Source organism: Micromonospora sp. NPDC048907, assembly GCF_055586885.1.
Window position 1 is genome coordinate 311,773 of sequence record NZ_JBVJHI010000004.1, and the last position, 21,187, is coordinate 332,959.

Consider the following 21,187-nt stretch of genomic DNA (forward strand, 5'->3'; position numbering starts at 1 on the left):
CCGCCGATCCGGCACGTCGGCGGTAGCCGACGGGTCACCACGTAGGGAAACACCCGATTGCCGGCGGTCACCGTCGCCCTAGCGTCGGGCGCATGGCACGTCACGCGCTTCCGCCGGCCCGTACCGGCGCCCGACCCCGTACCGCCCGCGCCGCCCGGCTCGGGCTGCTGCCCCTGCTCCTGCTGGCCGTGCTCGCCCCGGCCGCGTGCGACGGCGCCGCCGACGTCCCGGCGGCCGGCGTGGACGCCGACGCCGGTGCCGACACCACCGGTGGGGACGACGCCGCCGACCCGGCGGGCAGCGTCCGGCCACCGTGCCCGTTCACCGCGGCCCAGGTGTCCGACGTGCTCGGACAGCCCATGCGGGACGAGGGCAACTGCCTGTTCGGCGACGGCAAAGGGGTGGCCAGCCTGACCGTCACCACGGCCTCCGCGACCGCCGGGCGGGCGACCTTCGACTACCAGCGCGAGCAGGCCGGCAAACGGTACGGGCGGGTGGTCGACCTCGATCGGGGCGACCAGGCGTACCTGGCCGCCCGCGACGTGACCGGCGAGGCGGTGCTGATCAGCGACCGGGGCGCGTACACGCTGACCCTGAGCAGCGTCGGCGCCGACGTGGCCCGCTACGAGCAGACGCTGCGCCGGCTGCTCGACACGATCCCGGCCTGAGGGGAGTCGGCGATGCGTACCCGCCTCCTGCCGGCGCTCGCCGTCGCGGCGGCCCTCACACTGCCCGCCGGTTGCGGCGGCGCGGACGGGCCGCCGGCCGCCGCCCGCCCGCCGGCCGCGGCCACGCCGGCGGAGCCCACGTCCGAGGCGGCCGGGGCGGGCCCGTCCACCGCGCTGCCGGACGCCTGCGCGCTGGTGTCGCGTGCCGACGCGCAGCGGCTCGCCGGCACGCCCGTGAACGCCGCGGTGCCGGTCCGGGACTCGTGCACCTACACCGCCCCGGTGACCGGCCCCACCGCCCAGGTCGAGGTGTACGTCGGCGACGGCGCGAAGAAGTACCTCGACATCGAGCGGGAGCTGGGGCACGAGGTGCTGCCGCTGGCCGGGGTGGGCGACGAGGCGCAGCTCACCGCCGAGGCGTTCTTCATCCGTAAGGGCGAGGTCTGGGTGGCGGTGCGGCTCATGCGGCTCAACGACCCGCAGGAGAACCGCGAGCCGCTGCGGAGCCTCGCCCGCACCGTCGCCGAACGGATGTGAGCCGGCCCGTGCCCGGCCGCCGGCTGCTCGCCGCCGCGGTCGCCGGGCTGCTCGCACTGACCGGCTGCGGCAGCCTGCGGACCGACGGCCGCGCCACCGGACCGGGCGGCGAGGCGGAGCTGCGCTACGGGGCGGCGCCCGCGCCCGGACCCGAGGTCACCCTGCAACCGGACGTGGTGATCGTCGGCGGTGGCGGCCGGTCGGTGCGCTCGGTCAGCGCCGACGGGCTCACCTGGCGGCTGGACGGCGCGGCCCGCAACGCCGACCGGCTCGCCCCCGGGAAGGTCATGTTCGTGACCGGTCGGGGCGTGGGCCGGGTGCTGGACCTGGCCGAGTCCGGCGGCGACCTGCTGGTGACCATCGGGCCGGTGGACATCACCGAGGTGGTGCGGGACGGCAGCTTCGCGTCCGGCCACCTCACCCTCGACGACCCGGTCGTCTATCCGGCCGGCGAGCCGTCGTGGGCCGAGGAGCCGCCGGCGCCGCGCCGCACGCTCGGCCGCGGCCGCCCGCTCCTGGCGCCGAGCGCCCCGGGCACCCAGCCGGCGCCGCAGCGCGGCGGCCGGGGCGCCGCGAGGGCGCAGGGCTACCAGCTCTACACCACCTGCTGCACCGACGGCGTCGGCGCGCACTTCGCGTACGACGACGGGGGCGTGCGCCTGGTCGGGACCGTCACGCTCACCTTCACCCGGCCGGACGCCTCCTTCCGCCTGGACATCGGCGGCGGCACGGTGACCCGGGCCGAACTGGAGATCAGCGGCGGGTTCGGGATCAAGGTGAGCTTCGAGGGCGGCATCGCCGACGGCCGCAACCACCGGAAGGTGTTCCCCGTCCCGATCGACATCTCCTTCCCCATCGGACACGCTGCCGGCATCCCGCTGTCGTTCACGGTGAGCCAGACCCTGGAGGTGACCACCGCGTTCGGCGCCCGCAGCGGCACCGTGCGGGGCGCGGGCGAGTACGCGCTGGCCGGCAAGCTCGGTTTCGGCTGGGCGGACGGCCGGGTCGGTCCGCGAATCACCACGTCGTTCCAGCGGCGCAGCAGCCTGCTCAACTCGCTCACCGGCGTGCCCGTCGGCGTGATGGGGCTGCTGATCCGCCACGGCGTCCGGTTCACCGTCGGCATCAGCGCCTTCCTGTTCACCGCCGGCGTCCACGTCGAGCTGACCACCTCGTACGGGGCCACGTTGGGCTCCGCCCTCGGCGCCGCGTACGCCCAGTGCCGCGGGGTCGGGATCGGGGTGCGGGCGACCTTCGGCGTCGGCTACCGCATCCTCGAGCCGGTGGTCCAGGTGATCAACAAATTCCTCAGTCTGCTCACCCCGTCCCGCGCGCCGCGTATCCCACCCGTCGCGGCGGCGGCCGGGCCCAGCTGGAGCAGCGACGTCTACCGCACCGAGGAGGTGATCCCCGACGTGGCGGTCTGCGGACACGCCCCGCGGTGAACCACGCCGGCGCTGGGCCGGGTGGCGCCGCTGTGCCAGGATCCCGCCATGGACGCCTCCCTGGTCGGCCGCGACGCGGTGGTCGAGCAGGTCTGGCGTGCCCTGGCCGGCGGGGCGCCGGTCCTGCTGGAGGGCGCCAGCGGCATCGGCAAGACCACGCTGTGGCGGGCCCTGGTGGCGCGTGCCCGGCGGGCCGGCTGGACGGTGCTGACCAGCGCGCCGGCGGAGGCCGAGGCCGTGCTGCCCTACGCGGCGCTGGCCGACGTGCTGCGACCGCTGGCCGGCCGGGTGCCGGCGCTGCCGCCGCCGCAGCGGGCCGCCGCCGACGTGGTGCTGCTGACCGGCGACCACGACGAGGCGGTCGACGAGCGGGCCGTGGGAGCGGCCAGCCGTACCCTGCTCGACGCGGCGACCGGCGGCGGCGCGCCGGTCCTGCTGGCCGTGGACGACGCGCCCTGGCTCGACCCGCCCAGCGAGCGGGCCCTCCGGTTCGCGCTACGCCGCCTCCCGCGCCGTCCGGCCGTGCTGGTCGCCTGCCGCACCGGGGAGAGCGGACCGCCGCCCGCCCCGCTGGGTCTCGACGACGACCCGACCGGCCAGCACCCGCTCACCCGCGTGGAGCTGCCCCCGCTCGGCGCGGTCGAGCTGCACCGTATCGTCCGGGCGCGGCTGGGCGGCACGCTCAGCCGGCCGCTGCTCGCCCGGCTGGCGCGGGACGCCGACGGCAACCCGCTGCTGGCCATCGAGCTGGCCCGCGCGGTGCTGCGGCTGCCCCGACCGCCCGGGCCGGACGAGGACCTTCCGGTGCCGTCCTCGCTGCGCCAGCTGCTCGCCGACACCCTGCGCGCGCTGCCCGGCCCGGGCCGCGACGCGGTACGCCTGGCCGCGCTGCTGACCGTGCCCGGCACCAGGGACCTGTCGGCGGCCGGCGTGCCGGCCGGGGCGCTCGACGCGGCCGAGGACGCCGGGCTGGTCGTCGTCCGGCCGGACCGGATCGAGTTCGCCCATCCCCGCTACGCGGCCGCGGTGCGCGAGAGCATCCCGCCCGGGGTGCGGCGCCGGCTGCACGGCGTGCTGGCCGACGCGGTGTCCGACCCGGAGGAGCGCGCCCGGCAGCTCGCCCGCTGCGCCGTCGCGCCGGACGCCGGGGTCGCCGCCGACCTGGCCACCGCCGCGGCGCGGCACCGGCAACGCGGCGCGCCCGCGCTCGCCGCCGAGTGGTACGACCGGGCCGCCGAGCTGACCCCGCCGGAGGCGACGGCCGAGCGGGACCGCCGCCGCCTGGACGCGGTGCAGTGCCGCCTCGACAGCGGCGACTACGCGGCGGCCGGCCGGGCCGCCGAGGCCGCCGCCGCCGAGCTGACCGGCCCGGCCCACGCCGAGGCCCTGCTGCTGCGCGCCCTGGTCGCCTGGTGCGTCGACGACCTGCCCGGCGCGGTCTCCGTGGCCGAGCGGGCCCTGGCCGTCACCGACCTGCCCGGCGGGCTGGCCGGGCGGATCCACGCCCACCTCACCCTGTTCCACGACGCGCCCGAGCCGGCGCGCCGGCACGCCGAGGCGGCCATCGCCCGGCTCTCCGACCGGGACGGGCACCGCCCGCTGCTCACCGCCGCGCTGCTGCTGCTCTTCTTCCACGAGGTACGCGCCGGCCGCCCGGCCCGGACCGGCCTGCTCGACCGGGCGCTGACCCTGGAGGCGGGCGAGCCGTCCTTCCTGGCCGGGTCCATCCCGGCCATCTGGTGGAAGGCCGTCGACGACCACGAGCGGGCCCGGGCCCGGCTGCACCGGATGCTGGACCGGGCCGTGGCCCGCGGCGACGAGCCCTGGCAGCACGAGACCCTCACCCACCTCGGTGAGGCGGAGCTGCTGGCCGGCCGGTTCGCCGACGCCGGCACGCACATCGCCGCCGCGCGGGACCTGGGCGAGCAGCTCGGCACCGGCCTGGTCGGGGAGACCTGGCTGGCCGGGATGCTGGACGCGCACCGGGGGCGCCTGGCCGAGGCCGGCGCGGTCGCCGCGGCGGGGCTGCGCCGGGCCGAGGAGTTCGACGACGCCTGGTGCCGGCGCATCCACCGGCAGCTCGCCGGCCTGGTCGCGCTCAGCGCCGGCGAGTGGGGCGCGGCCGCGGCGGCGTACGGGGCGCTCGCCGCCGAGCTGGACGGGTCGGGCATCGCCGAACCGCTGGCGCAGCGCTTCGAGCCGGACTGGATCGAGGCGTGTGTCGGCGCGGGCGACCTGACGACGGCGGCACGGGCGTACGCCCGGCTCGCCGAGCGGCACGCGCGGCTGGCCCGCCCGTGGACCGCCCTCGGGCTGGCCCGCAGCCGGGTCCTGCTGGACAGCGCCGGCGGCGCGGACCCGGCGCCGGCGCTGGCCGGGTTGGCCGCCGCCCGCGCCGCGGTGCCGGCGGACGTGCTGCCCCTGGACCGGGCCCGCTGCCTGCTGGTCGCCGGCCGGGCGCACCGGCGGGCGCGGCGGCGGCGGGAGGCCCGGGAGGCGCTGGAGGCGGCGGCCGCCGAGTTCGGTGCGCTGGGGGCCGTCGCCTTCGCCGAGCGGGCACAGGCGGAACTGGCCCGGACCGGCCGGCGCGCCCCGGCGTCGACCGCGCTGACCGCCACCGAGGAGCGCGTGGCCCGGCTCGCCGCCCGGGGGCAGACGAACCGGGTCATCGCCGACGCGCTGTTCATCAGCCCGAAGACCGTGGAGGCGAATCTCGCCCGGGTCTACCGGAAGCTGGGCATCTCCACCCGCGCCGAGCTGGGCGCGGCCATGGGCCGGCCGGCACCCTGCTGAGGCCGGCGCGGCCGTCGCTCAGTGCACGGCGACGGCGACCGCGGCCGGCTCGACCTGGGCCAGGCGCGCCGGCCGGACCACGGTGAGCAGCACGATCAGGGCCACCGCCATGCCACCGGCGACCACCGCGGCCATCGCCACGCTGCCGGTGCCGAGCACCCCCACCAGCGGAGCGGCGAGCGCGCCGACGCCGAACTGGACGGCACCCAGCAGCGCGGCGGCGGTGCCGGCCGCCTCCCCGTGCCGGGACAGCGCGAGGGCCGGCGCGTTCGGCATGGCGAGGCCGGCCGCGGCGAGCACCACCCAGAGGGAGGCCAGCACGGCCGCCAGGCCGCCGACGCCGGTGGCGGCGAAGCTCACCAGGACCAGCCCGGCCCCGGTGCCGACGGTGAGCGCGGCGACCAGGATCCGCTGCGGGGTGTACCGGCGCAGCAGCCGCACGTTGAGCTGGGTGGCGGTGATGAGCCCGACCGCGCCGGCGCCGAACGCCAGCCCGAACTGCTGCTCGTCCAGCCCGTACCGCTGCTGGAAGACGAACGACGACCCGGCCACGTACGCGAAGAGCGCCGCCATGGCGAGCCCGGCGACCAGCACGAGCCCGACGAACGTCCGGTCCCGCAGCAGCGCGCGGTAGTCCCGGCCGACGGCGGCGACGCCGCCGTGCCGGCGGCGCTCCGGCGGCAGGGTCTCCCGGAGCCCGGCCGCCGCGACGACGACCAGCAGGAGGCCGAAGACGGCGAGGGCCACGAACACGCCCCGCCAGTCCGACCAGCGGAGCAGCCCGGAGCCGAGGGTGGGTGCGAGGATCGGCGCCGCGCCCATCACCAGCATGAGCCGGGAGAAGAGCCGCGCGAAGGCGGCGCCGCTGAACAGGTCGCGGACCACGGCCGTCGCGACCACGGTGGTGGCGGCCACGCCCAGCCCCTGGAGCACCCGCAGCACGCCCACCACCTGGACGGTCGGCGCGACCACGCAGAGCAGCGAGGCCAGGATGTGCAGCGCGAGCCCGGCGAGCAGCGGCAGGCGCCGGCCCACCGCGTCGGAGAGCGGGCCGATCAGCAGCTGGCCGAGGGCCAGCCCGGCGAGGGTGCCGGTGAGGGTGAGCTGCACGGCCGCCGAGGTGGTTTCCAGGTCGGCGGTGATGGCCGGCAGCGCCGGCAGGTACATGTCGATGGTCAGCGGCCCGATCGCGATGAGTGAGCCGAGCACCAGCACGAGGCGCAGCTGCTGCCCGCGGGTCATCAGGTCACCGGGTGTCTCGGCGGTCGGGGCGGGTGTGGACTGCGCAGTGGTCACATCTGGCAGTAAATCCCCGACGGCCGATCTCATTCCCGCCACCACCGAAGGTGCCCCAGGTCACATCGGCTCGTTGAACCGTCCGCCGCACATTCCACCGGGAGGAGACAGTGTCGGACTACCCGCGGCCGGCCGCCGAGGTCGGCCGGATCGAGCCGGCGCCCCGCCGGGTCCGCGCCTTCCTGGCCGGCGAGCTGGTGCTGGACACCACCCGCGCCCGGTACGTCTGGGAGTGGCCGCCCTACCCGCAGTACTACGTGCCGGCGGCGGACGTGCGCCCGGGCCTGCTGGTCGACGAGGGACGCACCGAGGAGACCGGGCGTGGCGCCGCGCGGCTGCACGGGCTGCGGGTCGGCGAGTTCGTCCGGGCCTCCTGCGCCCGGTGGTACGGCGCCGACGCGCCGCCCGGGCTGGCGGACACGATCCGCTTCGACTGGTCGGCGCTGGACGCCTGGTTCGAGGAGGACGAGGAGGTCTTCGTGCACCCGCGCAGCCCGTACTCCCGGGTGGACGCGCTGCGGTCCACCCGGCACGTCCGGGTGGAGCTGGACGGGACGGTCCTGGCCGAGTCGACCTCCCCGGTGCTGGTCTTCGAGACCGGCCTGCCGACCCGCTACTACCTGAGCCGCACGGACGTGCGCTTCCGGCACCTGGTGCCGTCGCGGACCCGGACCGCGTGCCCGTACAAGGGCCGCACCAGCGGCTACTGGTCGGTGCGCGCCGGCGACCGGCTCCACCCGGACCTGGCCTGGTCGTACGACTTCCCCACCGCGGCGCTGCTGCCGATCGCCGGGCTGGTGGCCTTCTACAACGAGAAGGTCGACCTGGTCGTGGACGGGGAACGCCTCGCCCGGCCGCGCACGCACTTCTCCTGACCCGGCGCGGCGGGGCAGCGAGGGGCCGCTGCGGCTGCATAGGGTGAGACGGCAGTCGTGACCTCGCGGCCGGTGCCGCCGGGGTCCACCCGCCACCAGCCCCGACGGGAGGAGCGTCACCGTGACCGCCACCGACTGGACCACCGACGCCGCGGGCGTCGGCCAATACGCCGAGGTCAACGGCATCAACCTCTACTACGAGACGCACGGCACCGGGCACCCGCTGATCCTGTTGCACGGCGGGCTCGGGTCGGGCGAGATGTTCGGGCCGGTGCTGCCCGCGCTGGCCGCCCGGCACCAGGTGATCGCCGTCGACCTGCAGGGCCACGGCCGCACCGCCGACGTCGACCGCCCGCTCGACCTGGGGACGATGGGCGACGACATCGCCGCGCTCATCGACCACCTCGGGCTGGACCGGCCCGACCTGGTGGGCTACTCGCTCGGCGGCGGGGTGGCGCTGCGCGCCGCCGTGGCCCACCCGGAGAAGCTCGGCCGGCTCGTCGCGGCGTCCGCGCACGTCCGGTCGGACGCGATCTACGCCGAGATGCGCGCGCAGCAGGGCCAGGTGACCGGCGCCGCCGCGGAGTTCATGAAGGACACCCCGATGTACCAGCTCTACCAGCGGGTGGCGCCGCGCCCGGAGGACTTCCCCCGGCTGCTCGACAAGATCGGCGCGCTGATGGCGGAGGACTTCGACCTCACCGAGGAGGTCCGCAACCTGCGGGTGCCGACGCTGATCGTCGCCGCCGACGCCGACATGGCGCCGCCGAGCCACTACGTGGAGGTCTTCAAGCTGCTCGACGGCGGCCTGCGCGACGGCGGCTGGGCGAACGAGGGCCGGCCCAAGGGCGGGCACGCGCTGGCCATCCTGCCCGGGTTGACCCACTACAGCATCTTCAGCTCACCGCTGTTCGCCGCGGTCACCCTCGCGTTCCTCGACGAGCCGGCGGGCTGAGGGCGGTCATCCCTTGCGGCCGGTGGTGGCGATGCCCTCCACGAAGTGCCGCTGGGCCAGGAAGAACAGAATGATCATGGGTACGGTGGCGATCACGCTGCCGGCGAGGACGATCTCCCACTGCTGCTCGCCGCCGTACCCGAACCGGTCGAGGATCACCTTGAGCCCGCGGGGCAGGGTGTAGAGCTGCTCGTTGCGCAGGTAGATGAGCGGCTTGACGAGGTCGGTCCAGCTCGCCTTGAACTCGAAGACGAACGCCACCAGCAGGGCCGGGCGGATCAGCGGGAACGCCATCTTCCAGAACAGCTGCGGATAGCTCGCCCCGTCGACGCGGGCCGCCTCGAAGTACTCCCGCGGCAGGGAGAGGAAGAACTGCCGCAGCAGGAAGATGTAGAACGCCGACCCGAAGAGGTTGCCGGCCCAGAGCGGCACCTGGGTGTCGATGAGGCCGAGCCGGTTCCAGATCAGGTAGGTCGGGATCATGGTGACCGCGAACGGCAGCATCATGGTGGCGAGCACCAGGCCGAAGAGCAGGTTCCGGCCGGGGAAGCGGAAGTACGCGAACCCGAACGCCACCCAGGCGCTGGACAGGGTCGCCGCGGCGGCCGCCGCCACACCCACCACCACGCTGTTGAACAGCCAGGTGAGCAGCGGCATGGCCCGCCAGGCCTCGGCGTAGTTGTCCGGCGCGAACGGCGTGGGCAGGAAGCCGGGGGCGAAGACGTACTCCCGGGGGCGCAGCGAGGCGCTGATCAGCCAGACGAACGGCAACAGGAAGATCACCGCCGCGCCCACCAGGGCGAGCACGAACAGGATCCGCTGCCACCGCGGTCGCCGGCCCTCCTCCCGGGCGTCGGGCCGGGGCGCCGCCACCGGCGCCACCACGGTGCTCGCGACTCCGCTGCCCGCCGGCTGACTCGTCGTGGTCACCGGTCCTCCCCCTCGTAGTAGACGAACCGGTTGCTCAGCTTCACCTGTACCGCCGTGATGATCAGGATGATCAGGAAGAGCAGCCAGGCCATCGCCGAGGCGAAGCCCATGTGCAGGAACTGGAACGCCTCCTGGAACAGGTGGATCACGTAGAACGACGCCGCGTCGCTGTTGAAGGAGTTCTGGGTCTGCCGGTTGCCGAAGTACATGGTGTAGACCTCGGTGAACATCTGCAGCGACGCGATGGTGTTGACGATCAACGTGAAGAAGAGCGAGCCCGAGATCATCGGCAGGGTCACGTGGCGGAACCGGGCCCAGGCGCCCGCCCCGTCGAGGTCGGCGGCCTCGTACAGGTCGCGGGGCACGTTCTGCAACGCGGCCAGGTAGATGATCACCGTGGAGCCGAGGCTCCACAGGCTCATGAGCACGATCCCGGGCATCACCCAGCCCGGGTCGGTGGTCCAGCTCGGACCGTCGATCCCGACGAGGGCGAGGCCGCGGTTGATCAGCCCGTCCTGGGTGTTGAGCAGCAGCAGGAAGAGGATGCCGACGGCCACCGCCGGGGTCATCACCGGCAGGTAGAACACGGTGCGGAAGAAGCCCTGCCAGCGGCCGACCCGCTTGAGCAGCAGGGCCAGCCCGAGCGAGATCAGCATCACCAGCGGCACGTGCAGAGCCGTGTAGTAGACGGTGTTGCCGAGGCTGCGCGCGACCTGGGGGTCGGACATGAGCTGCCGGTAGTTGTCCAGCCCGCTCCAGCGCGGCGCGTTGATCACGTCGTACTCGGTGAAGCTGAGCCAGAGGCTCGCGACCATCGGGCCGGCGGTGAACACGAGGAACCCGACGATCCAGGGCGCCAGGAAGACGTACGCCCAGCGGGCCTCCCGCCGGGCCAGCGGCGTACGGCGCCGCCGGCCCGGGACGGGAGGGGTGACGGTGGTGGCCATGGCGGGGCTCAGCCCGCGGCCTTGTCCAGCGCGGCGGTCGCCTCCTGCTGGGCCCGGGCCAGCGCCTCGGCCGGCTGCGCCTGACCGGAGAGCACCCGGTTCACCGCGTCGGTCCAGGCCTTGTCGAACTCGGCGCCGGCCGGCGAGGCCGGCATGGCGAACGCGGAGTCCTGCGCGGCACGAATGGTGGCGACCGCGTCGTCGAAGCGCTTGTTGCCGGTCGGCTGGTACAGCTCGTCGAAGATCTTCTTGTCGGCGGCGGTGTTGCCGGTCCAGACACCGGTGAACGGCAGGTTGGCGGCCTTGCGGGCCTCGGCCCGCGCCTTCGCGGCGGCGAACCACGTGTCGGTGGCGGTCATCTGCTTGACGAACGCGCAGGCCGCCTCCGGGTTCTTGGCGCCCTTGGTGACCACCCACGCCTGGCCGGAGGACATGGTCAGCGGCTTGCCCTGCCGGTCCACGAAGGGCTTCACGACCAGCTCCGCCTTGGGGCTGTTCTTGGCGGCCTGGTTGAGGAACCAGTCCTCCATGGGCCACGCGGCGATCTGGTTCTTGGCCAGGGGGTTCTCGGCGCCGAAGAAGTCGAAGGTGTCCCGGAAGGACTTGAACCTGCCCCAGCCGCCCTGGTCCTGGATGAGCTTCAGGCCGGTGGTCAGCGCCTCGACCACCTTCGGGTCGGTCAGGTTGGCCTTGGCGCCGTCCGCCGAGATCATCTCGGCGCCGTTGGCCTTCGCCCACATCGGCAGGAACTCGGGGATCTTCGGGTCGATGCCGATCCGGCTGAGCCGGCCGCCGGAGACCTTCGCCAGCTTCGTGTTGACCGCCGGCAGGCTCGCCCAGTCGGCGAGGTTCACGCCGTCGGCGGTGAGGCCGGCCTGCTTCAGCACCGTCTCGTTGAGGTAGAGCACCCGCACCTGGGAGAACTCGGGGATGCCGTAGACGGTGCCGTCGAGGGTGACCTGGTCCTTGGCGGCCTGCCGGTACTGCCCCATGTCGATCTGCTGCTTCTCGACGCAGTCGGTCAGCGGCTGGATCGAGCCGCGCTTGGCGTACGTGCCGATCAGCTTGCGGTCCATGTACACCAGGTCCGGCGGGTTGCCGGAGGCCACCGCGGAGAGGAACTGCTGCTCGTCGAAGGCGCCCTCGGTGACCTTCAGTTGGACGTCCGGGTGGTCCTTCGTGAAGGCGTCCACCCGCGTCTTGGCGATCTCGTCGGAGAAACCGAATCCCATGGTGCTCAGGGCGCCGCCGCCGCCCTTGGTGGCGCCGCCGCCGGAGTCACCCCCGCCGCCCACGCCGCCGCAGCCGCTGATCGCCAGGGTCAGCACCCCGGCCAACGCGGTCGCCCGCAGTCTCCGTGACATGGCCACCTCCCGTCGTCACGCGGGCCACCCTGCCCGCGCGACCTGCACTTCTCCGGTTCACGGGAATTTCAAACCCGGGGCGGAGAAGTCGTTGATCATCGGTTCTCGCCGGCGGCTCCGCACGGCGGGAGCGGCGGTGCGTCAGGAGTCGGCGGGCGGGTCGGGCGCGGCGCGCCGCCCGGACAGCCGCTCGACGGCGACCGCGGTGAGAAGGAGCAGACCGAGCACGCCGAGCGCCGCGGCGGGCGGCAGCAGCACGCCGACCGGCAGCAGGAGCGCGACCAGCGCGACGACGGCCGGCTGCGCCGGCGGGACCGGCTGTCCGGTGAGCCGGAGGAACAGCAGCCGGCCGCCCAGGAAGAGCACCGCGCCCCCGTGCAGGGCGACCGAGGCGGACCAGGTCAGCCTGGTGGCGCCGCCGTGCTCGTCGCCGCCGTGCACCCCGGCGACCAGCCCGAGCACCTGCTCGACGCCGAGGGCCAGGTAGATGACCCCGGTGATCAGCAGCAGGTGGGTCTGGCTGTAGGCGTCCGAGGCGATCCGGTCCCGCCGGTCCCCCGTGGCCCCGGCGAGGACCCGGGCGGCGGCCGGCCCGGCCCGGTCGAAGTACAGCCACCACAGGCAGGCGGTCACCGCGAAGCCGACGAGCGCCACGCCGAGGACCGGCGGCGCGGTCACCGCCGACGCGGCGCCCACCCCGGCGGCGACCAGCGACTCACCGAGCGCGATGATCAGCACCAGGCCGTGCCGTTCGGTGAAGTGGCTGGCGCTGCGCAGCGGCCAGGTGCCGCGGCGCGCGTACGACAGACGCTGGCCGCCGATCTCGATGACGAACGCGACCACCCACAGCACCGCGTGCGCCGTTTCGCCCAGCAGCGCGCCGAGCAGCAGCGGCACCCAACCGACGGCGCTGACCGCCGCGAAGAACCGGATCCGCGCGCGCAGCCCCGGCACACCGGCCGCCGCCCAGTGGTAGAGCCCCAGGTGGACGACGCGGAGCACCACGTAGGCGAGCGCGACGAGCAGCGGCCCGTCCAGGCCCGGGCCCGGTGTCCAGGCCTCCGGCATGGCCAGCGCCGCCACGAACAGCGCCGCCATCGCGACCAGGAACCCGCCGCGGACCACCCCGACCTCGGCCCGCGTGTGGTTACCCAACCAGGTGTACGAGGACCAGGCGATCCAGAGCAGCACGAGCAGGATCAGCCCCTGCACCATGGTGGTCGGGGTGGGCCGCTGCCCGATCAGCGACATGATGCGGGTGAGGGCGAAGACGAAGACGAGGTCGAAGAAGATCTCGAACGGGGTCACCCGGCGCCCGGCCGGCGCCGGAGCGGGCGGGCGCGGCCAGACCGGACGCCGTCCCCCGTCCCGCGCCACGTCCGTCGCCGTCCGTCAGCGCGTGACGGTCAGGTGGACGTCCACCCGGTCGCCCAGCGCGATCCCTTCGGCCTGGCGGACCGCGGTCTTCACCGGCACGACGTAGCGCCCGTCCTTGGGCCAGAGCGACGTCGCCCATCCGGTCGCGCCGATCCGCGCGGTCACCGGGATCATCCCCCAGCCGTAGGTGACCGACGCCGAGGCCGCCTCCAGCTCCCCGCACAGCTCGTCGGGCACCGTGACGAAGTGCCAGGGCGCGGGCCCCCGCCAGAACCACACCTCGCCGCTGAACTCCAGCTCCACCCGCTCAGGATAGGCGTCGATCCCGCCCGGCCCGCGCCATCCGCACCGCGACGGCGAGCAGCCGCGACGCCGTGGCGGCGGCCCCGCGGCCGAGCGCCGGCCAGGAGAGCAGCACCCCGAGCGCGAGCAGGGCGGCGGTGGCGGTGGCCGTCGCGCCGTTCATCACGCCGTGCCAGGGCGAGCGCGTGCGCGGGGCGACCGGCGCACGGGGCGTGACGGGCCGGGCGAGGTAGGGCCAGGCATACCCCGGGGCGGGGGTCCAGACGGCTGGGCCGCGCGGACGCCGCCTGGCTAGCGTGACGACATGACCTTGGACGAACCCCGGCACCTGGCCGAGGCCCTGCGCCGGCGCCGCTACCTGATCTCCGCCTGGCCGTGGCGGGCGCTGGCGTACGCCGTCACCACCGTGCCGCTCGCCGGCGTCCTGGCGGTCGGGTTGTTCGTGGTCGGGGCGCCACTGCTCCCGGTGGTGACCGCGGCGCAGCGGGGCCGCCCGGTGGCCCTCCCCGTCGTCGTGGTGCTCACCGTCGTCGCCCTGGCCGCGGTGGCCGTCGCGCCGCTGGCGAGCGCCCCGCTGGCCGTGGTCGAACGCTGGCGGCTGGGCCTGGTCGACGGGCGCCCGCTGCCGGGGCCCGGGGTGCGCGGGCTGGCCGCGCGGTACACCACCGGCGCGGCGTGGCGCGAGGTCGCGTACGCGGCCTGGCTGGGCGGCGCCGTGCCGCTGGCGTACGGGATGTTCGCCCTGCTCGTCCTGGTCGACGTCCTCCTGCTCGCGGGTCCGTGGGTGGCCGGCGGCGCCGACCGGATCGTGCTCGGGTGGACCACCGTGGACACCCCGCGCGCGGCGGTCCCGTACGCCGTCGCGGCACTGCTCGCCGTGCCGGGGCTGGGCTATCTGGCCGGCCTGCTCGTCGCGGCCCAGGCCGGGGTGGCCCGCTGGCTGCTCGGCGCCCCGTCCGAGGGGCCGGCGCTGCGCGAGGTCACCCGCTCCCGTGCCCGGCTGGTCGGCGCGTACGAGGCGGAACGCCGCCGGATCGAGCGGGACGTGCACGACGGGGCGCAGCCGCGGCTGACCAGCCTCACCCTCCAGCTCGGCCTGGCCCGGCTCGACGTGCCCGAGGACTCCCCCGCCGCGAGGCCGCTGGCGATCGCCCACGAGCAGGCCAAGGAACTGATGGTCACGCTGCGGCGGATCGTGCAGGGCATCCGCCCGCAGCAGCTCGTCGAGCTGGGTCTGGCGGGTGCCGTCGGCGAGCTGGCCGCCCGGGCCACCGTGCCGGTCACGGTGCGCGCCGACCTCACCCGGCCGGTCCCGGAGCTGGTGGAGACCACCGCCTGGTACGTGGTCTCCGAGGCGCTGGGCAACGTCGCCCGGCACGCCGGGGCGACCCGCGCGGAGGTGCGGCTCACCCGCCCCGAGCGCCGCCTGGTCGTGGAGGTGGAGGACGACGGCCGGGGCGGGGCCGACCCGGCCCGGGGCACCGGGTTGACCGGGCTGGCCGACCGGGTCGCCGCGGTGGACGGGCGGTTGCTGCTCGCCAGCCCGCCCGGTGGCCCTACCCTCGTCCGGGTGGAGCTGCCGTGCCGCCCGTGACCCGCGTCGTGCTCGCCGAGGACGAGGTCCTCCTGCGGGAGGGCCTGGTCGGGCTGCTGACCCGGTTCGGCTTCGCCGTGGTCGCCGCCGTGGGCACGGCGCCCGAGCTGCTCGACGCGGCCCGCGCCCACCGGCCGGAGCTGCTGGTGACCGACATCCGCATGCCGCCCGGGCACCGCGACGACGGGCTGCGCGCAGCCGTCACGCTGCGCGCGGAACGACAGGACCTGGCCGTGGTGGTGCTCAGCCAGCACGTGCAGAGCGGGTACGCGGCCGCGCTGCTCGACAGCGGCGACGGCCGGCGGGTCGGCTACCTGCTCAAGGACCGGGTCGCCGACGTCGCCGAGTTCGCCGACACGCTGCGCCGGGTGGCGGCCGGCGGCACGGCGGTCGACCCGGACGTGGTGCGGCACCTGCTGCGCCGTCCCCGCGATCCCCTGGCGGCCCTGTCGCCCCGGGAGCGGGAGGTGCTGGCGCTGGTCGCCGAGGGCCACTCCAACGGGGCGATCGCGGCGCGGCTGCACGTCACCGAGGCGGCGGTCGGCAAGCACGTCGGGAACATCCTCACCAAGCTCGACCTGCCGCCCGCCGACGACACCAACCGGCGGGTGCTGGCCGTGCTCGCCTACCTGCGGGCCGCCCGCTAGGCGGCTCAGAGGTTCATCGGCGCCGGGTCGCTGGCGAGCTGCCGGAACCGCACGCGGGGGTCGGGCACCAGCCGCCGGGAGGCCAGGTCCAGCAGGCCGCCCACCCCGGTGATGGTGGCGACCGGGGTGCCGTCCGGGCGGGTCAGGTCCTGCACGATCTGGAACGTCTTCCCCTCGCCCCAGCGGAACTCGCAGGACACGTCCACCTCGTCGCCGCCGCGCAGCTCCCGCAGGTAGCGCAGGGTGACCTCCAGCGCCACCGGCCCCACGCCGCCGGCGAGGAGCCGGTCCTGCGGGATGCCGGCCGCCCGCAGGCACTCCCACCGGGCGTGCTCGCCGTACTGGAGGTAGACGGCCTGGTTCAGGTGGCCCTGCGTGTCGAGTTCGTAGCCGCGGACGGTGACGCGGACCCGGAACGGATCTCCCATGGGGTCGAGCCTAGCCAGGGGTACGACACCGCCGCGGCGGTCACAGCTGGTGGCGGTCGTCGGCGGGCAGGCCGGGCGCCTCGGGCGGTTCGGCGGACTCGCCGGGCCGGCCGAGCTGCGCGACGTGGGTCGGGTCGAGGACCCGGGAGAGGAACGAGCGGGTCCGCTCGTGCCGCGGCGCGCCCAGCACCTCCTCCGGCGGGCCCTGCTCCACCACCACGCCACCGTCCATGAACACGACCCGGTCGGCGACGTCCCGGGCGAACGCCATCTCGTGGGTCACCACCATCATGGTCATGCCGTCCTCGGCCAGCTTCCGCATGACGGTGAGGACGTCGCCGACGAGTTCGGGGTCGAGCGCGGAGGTCGGCTCGTCGAAGAGCATCAGCTCGGGGTCCATCGACAGCGACCGGGCGATGGCCACGCGCTGCTGCTGCCCGCCGGAGAGCTGGGCCGGGAACGCGCCGGCCTTGTCGCTCAGGCCGACCCGGTCCAGGTTGGCCCGCGCGACCCGCTCGGACTCGGCGCGGCCGCGCCGCAGCACGCGGCGCTGGGCGATGGTGAGGTTGTCCAGCACGGTGAGGTGCGGGAAGAGGTTGAACGACTGGAAGACCATGCCGATGCCGCGGCGTACCGCGTCGATCTCGACGTCCGGGTCGGTCATCTCGGTGCCGTTCACCCAGATCCGGCCGGCGGTGGGCTCCTCCAGCAGGTTGACGCACCGCAGGAGGGTGGACTTGCCGGACCCGGACGGGCCGATGACGCAGACGACCTCGCCGTGGCCGACCTCGAAGTCGATGCCCTTGAGCACCTCGAGCGGCCCGAAGGACTTGTGCAGGTCGCGGATCTCGACGGCGGGCTGGGACGGGCTGGAGGTCATGGGGTCACCGAGCCTTGGCGTAGCGGAGTTCGAGGCGGCGCACCACCTGGGAGAGCGGCAGGGTGATGATCAGGTAGGTCAGCCCGGCCACCAGCAGCGGGGTGGCGTTCACCCGGTCGTTGAGCGTGTCCCGGCCGAACTTCGTGACCTCGATGGTCTGCGCCGTCACGCCCAGCACGTAGGCCAGCGACGAGTCCTTGGTGAGCAGGATCAGCTCGTTGGTCAGCGGCGGGATCACGATCCGGAACGCCTGCGGGATGACGATCGTGCGCATGGCCGTGAAGTGCGACATGCCGAGGGTGCGCGCCGCCTCCATCTGCCCCTTCGGCACGGCCTGGATGCCGGCCCGGATGGTCTCGGCCATGTACGCGGCCGCGGTGAGCCCGAGGCCGATCGCGATGGACCCGAACACGCCGCCGGGGATCTCCCGCTCGGGGAAGGCGATCGGGATGCCGTAGCCGACCAGGAAGAGCACGAGCAGCGCGGGCAGGCCCCGGAACAGCTCGATGTACGCCGTCGCGACCCACCGGTACGGCGCGACCCGGGACAGCCGCATCAGCGCCAGGATGGTGCCGAAGACCAGGCCGAAGGCGAACGCGCCCAGCGTGTAGAGGATGGTGTTGCGCAGCGCGACGGTGATGACCGTCGGGAACATCGACTCGATGATGTCGACGCGGAAGAACGCCTCCCGCAGCCGGCCCCAGTCCGCCGCGAGGACCACCACGGCGATGACGGCCACGAAGGCCAGGTACTGGAGCCAGAGGGACAGCCGCTCTCGCTGGCGGCGTCGCAGCTTCACGTTCGGCGCTCCTTGGGAGGTGCGGAGGGGTGCCGGGGCGGAGGGCGCGCGGGGCGCGCCCTCCGGCCGGGTGGGTGGCTCAGGCGGTCGGCTTCTTGCCGATCCACTTCTCGTAGATCGTGGTGTAGGTGCCGTCCTGCTTCGCCTTGGCGAGCACGTCGTTGATCTTCTTGAGCAGCTCCGGGTTGCCGTCCTTCTTCACCGAGAAGCCGTACTGCTCACCGGTGTCGAACTCGGCCGCGACCTCGAAGCCGCCCTGGTGCTCCTTGATGTACTCAGTCCAGACCGGCAGGTCGTTGATGGCGGCCTCGATCTGGCCGTTCGCGAGGGCCTGCTGCTCGGCGGCGAGGTCCTCGAACTCGACGAGCTGCAGGCCCTTCTCGTCGGCGACCTTCTTGGCGTAGTCGCGGCCGGTCGTCGCGGCCTGGACGCCGAGCTTCTTGCCCCGCAGGTCGTCGAGCGTCTTGTAGGCCTTGCCGGTCTTGACCAGCATGGCCTGGGTCGCGTCGAAGTACGGGTCGGAGAAGTTCATGACCTTCTGCCGTTCCTCGGTGATCGTCATGCCGGCGGCGGCGGCGTCGCACTTGCCGGTGTTCAGGTCCTGGCCGGACTTGATCCCCTCGAACGGCGTGTCGACGATCTTCTGCTCGACGCCCAGGTCCTTGGCGACCAGGTCCATGAGGTCGACGTCGAACCCGACCACCTTGCCGCTCGCGTCCTTGGACTGGAACGGCGCGTAGGGCAGGTGGGTGCAGACGGTGAGCTTGCCCTTCTCGACGAGCTTGACCCCGCTCGCCTGGGTCTCGCCGTCCTCCTTCTTGGCGCATCCCGCGCTCGCCGCGAGGGCGGCGATCGCCACGACGATGCCAGCCCTGCGGACTGCGCTCTGGAACGTCACGGCAGTGTCCCTCCGTTCGACCCTGGTGTGACAGCCAGCCAGGGCTGGTGCACGACGGTGTGACAGGGGACGGTACCCGATCGGTGGAGTCACACCAAGATCATGACGGGCGACCGCACCCAAGCTGTGACCGATTCCGCCACGTGATCCCGGCACGCGGGACGCAACAGGACGGACCTTGCGCACAAGGATTGAATGATGGTTCACTTCTTGGCGTGGCGTACCGGAGCACCGAGCGGGTGAAGGCCCGGCTGAGCGCCTCCCGGCAGCGGATCATCGCGGCCGCACTGGAGATCATGGCCGGCCACGGCTACGCGGGCTGCTCGGTCGCGGCCGTCGCCGAGCGGGCCGGCGTCGCGACCGGCACCGTCTACCGCCACTTCCCCACCAAGGCCGACCTCTTCGCCGAGGTGTTCCGCACCGCCTCCCAGCGGGAGGTCGACGCGGTGGCGCGCGCCGCGGCGCAGCGGGCCACCGTCGCCGCGCGGATGTCGGCCGTCGTCGAGACGTTCGCCGGCCGCGCCCTGCAGTCCCCCCGGCTGGCGTACGCGCTGCTCGCCGAGCCGGTCGACCCGGCGGTCGACGCCGAGCGGCTCACCTTCCGCCGCGCCTACGCCGATTTGATCGCCGCGCACGTGGCGGCGGGCGTGGCGAGCGGCGAACTGCCCGCCCAGGACCCCGAGCTGACCGCGACCGCCCTGGTCGGCGCCCTGGCCGAGGCCATGGTCGGCCCGCTGGCCGCCGGGGTCGCCGGCCCGGGCACCATCCCCGACCTGATCCGCTTCATCCACCGCGCGCTGGGAGTATCGCCGTGACGACACACGAGGTGTTCAACCAGGTTCCCCCGCTGGCCGGCCACGACGCGGCGGACGACCCGGCGCTGCTCGACGGGCTGGACCGGGAGGGCGCCGGCTGGGCCGCCGCCGAGGTGCACGAGCTCGGCCGGCTCGGCGGCTCGGCGCCGGCGATCGAGCACGGGCGGCTGGCGAACGAGCACCCTCCGGTCCTGCGCACCCACGACCGCTACGGCCACCGGATCGACGAGGTGGAGTTCCACCCGGCCTGGCACGAGCTGATGCGCACGGCCGTCGGCCACGGCCTGCACGCCGCGCCGTGGGCCGACGCGCGGCCGGGCGCCCACGTGGCCCGCGCGGCCAAGTTCTACGTGTGGCGACCCGACGCCGGCCACGGCTGCCCGATCTCGATGACCTACGCGGCCGTGCCCGCCCTGCGGCACAGCCCGGACCTGGCCGCGCGGTACGAGCCGCTGCTCACCGCGACCGCGTACGACTTCGGGCTGCGCCCGCCGCTGGCCAAGCGGGGCCTGCTGGCCGGCATGTCGATGACGGAGAAGCAGGGCGGGTCGGACGTGCGCGCCAACACCACCGTCGCCCACCCGGACCCGGACGGCGCCTACCGGCTCGTCGGGCACAAGTGGTTCACGTCGGCGCCGATGTGCGACGTCTTCCTCACCCTCGCCCAGGCGCCGGGCGGGCTCACCTGCTTCCTGGTCCCGCGCGTCCTGCCGGACGGCACGCGCAACCCGATGCGGCTCATGCGCCTCAAGGACAAGCTCGGCAACCGGTCCAACGCCTCGGCGGAGGTCGAGTACGAGCATGCCGTCGCCTGGCGTGTCGGCGACGAGGGCCGGGGGGTGCGCACGATCATCGACATGGTCAACCTGACCCGCCTCGACTGCGTGATCGGCGCGGCGGCCGGGATGCGCCAGGGGCTGATCACCGCCGTCCACCACGCCACCCACCGGCGCACCTTCGGGCGCTACCTGGTCGACCAGCCGCTCATGCGCAACGTGCTCGCCGACCTGGCGGTCGAGTCGGAGGCCGCCACCGTCCTCATGATGCGGCTCGCCGGAGCCACCGACCGGTCGGCGCGCGGCGACGCCGGGGAGACGGCCTTCAAGCGGCTCGCCCTGGCCGTGGGCAAGTACTGGGTGTGCAAGCGCTGGCCGGCACACGCCGCCGAGGCCCTGGAATGCCTGGGCGGCAACGGCTACGTCGAGGAGTCGGGCATGCCGCGGCTGTTCCGCGAGTCGCCGCTGAACTCGATCTGGGAGGGCTCCGGCAACGTGGCCGCGCTGGACGTGCTGCGCGCGGTCGCGAAGGAGCCGGAGGTCGTGGAGGCGTTCCGGGCCGAGGTGACCGCCGCCGCCGGCGCGGACCCGCGGCTGGACGCCGCGCTGCGCCAGGTGCAGGCCGACCTGTCCGACCACGGCGACCTCGAGCTGCGGGCCCGCCGGGTCGTCGAGCGGCTCGCCCTGGTCCTGCAGGGCGCGCTGCTGGTGCGGCACGGCCACCCCGCCGTCGCCGACGCCTTCTGCGCCTCCCGCCTCGGCGGCGACCACGGCCAGGCGTTCGGCACCCTGCCCAGCGGTGTCGACTTCGCCGCGATCATCGCCCGGGCCGCGCCCAAGGTGGGCTGACCGGCACCCGG

Annotated in this window: 21 protein-coding genes; 10 read left to right on the top strand and 11 right to left on the bottom strand. The window is 74.6% G+C overall.

Going from position 1 to position 21,187, the window contains the following annotated elements; all coding sequences use genetic code 11:
- Positions 1–92: 92 nt before the first annotated feature.
- Genes ACZ6PY_RS15485 through ACZ6PY_RS15500 form a run of 4 tightly spaced genes read left to right on the top strand, consistent with a single transcriptional unit; the run spans position 93 to position 5,443 of the window.
- Positions 93–668: a hypothetical protein gene (locus tag ACZ6PY_RS15485; RefSeq protein ID WP_466072634.1), complete on the top strand. Its 576-nt coding sequence runs from the start codon at positions 93–95 to the stop codon at positions 666–668.
- 12 nt (positions 669–680) lie between these two features.
- Entirely contained in the window at positions 681–1,205 is a 525-nt protein-coding gene (locus ACZ6PY_RS15490; RefSeq protein ID WP_466072636.1) for a hypothetical protein, read from the top strand.
- On the top strand, positions 1,202–2,650 hold the full coding sequence (locus tag ACZ6PY_RS15495) for a hypothetical protein (protein ID WP_466072638.1): 1,449 nt from the start codon (positions 1,202–1,204) through the stop codon (positions 2,648–2,650). Before ACZ6PY_RS15490 ends, ACZ6PY_RS15495 begins: the two co-directional genes overlap by 4 nt.
- 48 nt (positions 2,651–2,698) lie before the next feature.
- A complete protein-coding gene (locus ACZ6PY_RS15500; protein ID WP_466072640.1) occupies positions 2,699–5,443 on the top strand; it encodes an AAA family ATPase in 2,745 nt (914 codons plus the stop codon).
- An 18-nt stretch (positions 5,444–5,461) separates the two neighbouring features.
- On the opposite strand, the gene ACZ6PY_RS15505 is transcribed toward ACZ6PY_RS15500, so the two are convergent.
- Complete coding sequence (locus ACZ6PY_RS15505; RefSeq protein WP_466073555.1) at positions 5,462–6,685, bottom strand: multidrug effflux MFS transporter; 1,224 nt, start codon at positions 6,683–6,685, stop codon at positions 5,462–5,464.
- A 164-nt stretch (positions 6,686–6,849) separates the two neighbouring features.
- Between ACZ6PY_RS15505 and ACZ6PY_RS15510 the strand changes: the two genes are divergently transcribed.
- Both ACZ6PY_RS15510 and ACZ6PY_RS15515 read left to right on the top strand, forming a co-directional pair.
- Entirely contained in the window at positions 6,850–7,614 is a 765-nt protein-coding gene (locus ACZ6PY_RS15510; protein WP_466072642.1) for a DUF427 domain-containing protein, read from the top strand.
- A 184-nt stretch (positions 7,615–7,798) separates the two neighbouring features.
- Complete coding sequence (locus ACZ6PY_RS15515; protein WP_262282002.1) at positions 7,799–8,569, top strand: alpha/beta fold hydrolase; 771 nt, start codon at positions 7,799–7,801, stop codon at positions 8,567–8,569.
- A 6-nt stretch (positions 8,570–8,575) separates the two neighbouring features.
- On the opposite strand, the gene ACZ6PY_RS15520 is transcribed toward ACZ6PY_RS15515, so the two are convergent.
- From ACZ6PY_RS15520 to ACZ6PY_RS15545, 6 genes are all read right to left on the bottom strand, one after another.
- On the bottom strand, positions 8,576–9,499 hold the full coding sequence (locus ACZ6PY_RS15520) for a carbohydrate ABC transporter permease (RefSeq protein WP_466072644.1): 924 nt from the start codon (positions 9,497–9,499) through the stop codon (positions 8,576–8,578).
- A complete protein-coding gene (locus tag ACZ6PY_RS15525) occupies positions 9,496–10,446 on the bottom strand; it encodes a carbohydrate ABC transporter permease (RefSeq protein ID WP_466072646.1) in 951 nt (316 codons plus the stop codon). The genes ACZ6PY_RS15520 and ACZ6PY_RS15525 overlap by 4 nt, the downstream gene beginning before the upstream one ends.
- 8 nt (positions 10,447–10,454) lie before the next feature.
- Positions 10,455–11,810, bottom strand: coding sequence for an extracellular solute-binding protein (locus ACZ6PY_RS15530; protein ID WP_466072648.1), 1,356 nt, complete (start codon positions 11,808–11,810; stop codon positions 10,455–10,457).
- Between the two features lie 141 nt (positions 11,811–11,951).
- Entirely contained in the window at positions 11,952–13,118 is a 1,167-nt protein-coding gene (locus ACZ6PY_RS15535) for a low temperature requirement protein A (protein ID WP_466072650.1), read from the bottom strand.
- 84 nt (positions 13,119–13,202) lie between these two features.
- Positions 13,203–13,490 carry a DUF1905 domain-containing protein gene (locus ACZ6PY_RS15540; protein ID WP_466072652.1) on the bottom strand — a complete coding sequence of 96 codons (288 nt, stop codon included), beginning with the start codon at positions 13,488–13,490 and terminating at the stop codon, positions 13,203–13,205.
- Between the two features lie 4 nt (positions 13,491–13,494).
- Positions 13,495–13,653, bottom strand: coding sequence for a hypothetical protein (locus ACZ6PY_RS15545; RefSeq protein ID WP_466072654.1), 159 nt, complete (start codon positions 13,651–13,653; stop codon positions 13,495–13,497).
- 141 nt (positions 13,654–13,794) lie between these two features.
- Between ACZ6PY_RS15545 and ACZ6PY_RS15550 the strand changes: the two genes are divergently transcribed.
- Positions 13,795–15,084 (top strand): sensor histidine kinase, encoded by a 1,290-nt coding sequence (locus ACZ6PY_RS15550; RefSeq protein WP_466072656.1) that lies wholly within the window; start codon positions 13,795–13,797, stop codon positions 15,082–15,084.
- Positions 15,072–15,731, top strand: a complete 660-nt coding sequence (locus tag ACZ6PY_RS15555; RefSeq protein ID WP_466072658.1) for a response regulator transcription factor — start codon at positions 15,072–15,074, stop codon at positions 15,729–15,731. The genes ACZ6PY_RS15550 and ACZ6PY_RS15555 overlap by 13 nt, the downstream gene beginning before the upstream one ends.
- 5 nt (positions 15,732–15,736) lie before the next feature.
- Here ACZ6PY_RS15555 and ACZ6PY_RS15560 read toward each other — a convergent pair whose 3' ends face one another.
- From ACZ6PY_RS15560 to ACZ6PY_RS15575, 4 genes are all read right to left on the bottom strand, one after another.
- Positions 15,737–16,159: an acyl-CoA thioesterase gene (locus ACZ6PY_RS15560; protein WP_262281890.1), complete on the bottom strand. Its 423-nt coding sequence runs from the start codon at positions 16,157–16,159 to the stop codon at positions 15,737–15,739.
- Positions 16,160–16,199: 40 nt separating this feature from the next.
- On the bottom strand, positions 16,200–17,039 hold the full coding sequence (locus ACZ6PY_RS15565) for an amino acid ABC transporter ATP-binding protein (RefSeq protein ID WP_466072660.1): 840 nt from the start codon (positions 17,037–17,039) through the stop codon (positions 16,200–16,202).
- Between the two features lie 4 nt (positions 17,040–17,043).
- On the bottom strand, positions 17,044–17,838 hold the full coding sequence (locus ACZ6PY_RS15570) for an amino acid ABC transporter permease (RefSeq protein ID WP_466072662.1): 795 nt from the start codon (positions 17,836–17,838) through the stop codon (positions 17,044–17,046).
- Between the two features lie 79 nt (positions 17,839–17,917).
- Positions 17,918–18,736, bottom strand: a complete 819-nt coding sequence (locus ACZ6PY_RS15575; protein ID WP_466072664.1) for a basic amino acid ABC transporter substrate-binding protein — start codon at positions 18,734–18,736, stop codon at positions 17,918–17,920.
- Between the two features lie 215 nt (positions 18,737–18,951).
- Between ACZ6PY_RS15575 and ACZ6PY_RS15580 the strand changes: the two genes are divergently transcribed.
- Together ACZ6PY_RS15580 and ACZ6PY_RS15585 are read left to right on the top strand one after the other, a co-directional pair.
- A complete protein-coding gene (locus ACZ6PY_RS15580; RefSeq protein ID WP_466072666.1) occupies positions 18,952–19,551 on the top strand; it encodes a TetR/AcrR family transcriptional regulator in 600 nt (199 codons plus the stop codon).
- Positions 19,548–21,176: an isovaleryl-CoA dehydrogenase gene (locus ACZ6PY_RS15585; RefSeq protein WP_466072668.1), complete on the top strand. Its 1,629-nt coding sequence runs from the start codon at positions 19,548–19,550 to the stop codon at positions 21,174–21,176. Before ACZ6PY_RS15580 ends, ACZ6PY_RS15585 begins: the two co-directional genes overlap by 4 nt.
- The last annotated feature ends 11 nt before the right edge of the window (positions 21,177–21,187 follow it).

What these genes read in the sequence shown, in the direction of transcription:
- ACZ6PY_RS15485 (WP_466072634.1), top strand. Translation starts at nt 93, where the DNA reads ATGGCACGTCACGCGCTTCCGCCGGCCCGTACCGGCGCCCGACCCCGT.
- ACZ6PY_RS15490 (WP_466072636.1), top strand. Translation starts at nt 681, where the DNA reads ATGCGTACCCGCCTCCTGCCGGCGCTCGCCGTCGCGGCGGCCCTCACA.
- ACZ6PY_RS15500 (WP_466072640.1), top strand. Translation starts at nt 2,699, where the DNA reads ATGGACGCCTCCCTGGTCGGCCGCGACGCGGTGGTCGAGCAGGTCTGG.
- ACZ6PY_RS15505 (WP_466073555.1), bottom strand. Translation starts at nt 6,685, where the DNA reads ATGACCCGCGGGCAGCAGCTGCGCCTCGTGCTGGTGCTCGGCTCACTC.
- ACZ6PY_RS15525 (WP_466072646.1), bottom strand. Translation starts at nt 10,446, where the DNA reads ATGGCCACCACCGTCACCCCTCCCGTCCCGGGCCGGCGGCGCCGTACG.
- ACZ6PY_RS15530 (WP_466072648.1), bottom strand. Translation starts at nt 11,810, where the DNA reads ATGTCACGGAGACTGCGGGCGACCGCGTTGGCCGGGGTGCTGACCCTG.
- ACZ6PY_RS15545 (WP_466072654.1), bottom strand. Translation starts at nt 13,653, where the DNA reads ATGAACGGCGCGACGGCCACCGCCACCGCCGCCCTGCTCGCGCTCGGG.
- ACZ6PY_RS15550 (WP_466072656.1), top strand. Translation starts at nt 13,795, where the DNA reads ATGACCTTGGACGAACCCCGGCACCTGGCCGAGGCCCTGCGCCGGCGC.
- ACZ6PY_RS15560 (WP_262281890.1), bottom strand. Translation starts at nt 16,159, where the DNA reads ATGGGAGATCCGTTCCGGGTCCGCGTCACCGTCCGCGGCTACGAACTC.
- ACZ6PY_RS15565 (WP_466072660.1), bottom strand. Translation starts at nt 17,039, where the DNA reads ATGACCTCCAGCCCGTCCCAGCCCGCCGTCGAGATCCGCGACCTGCAC.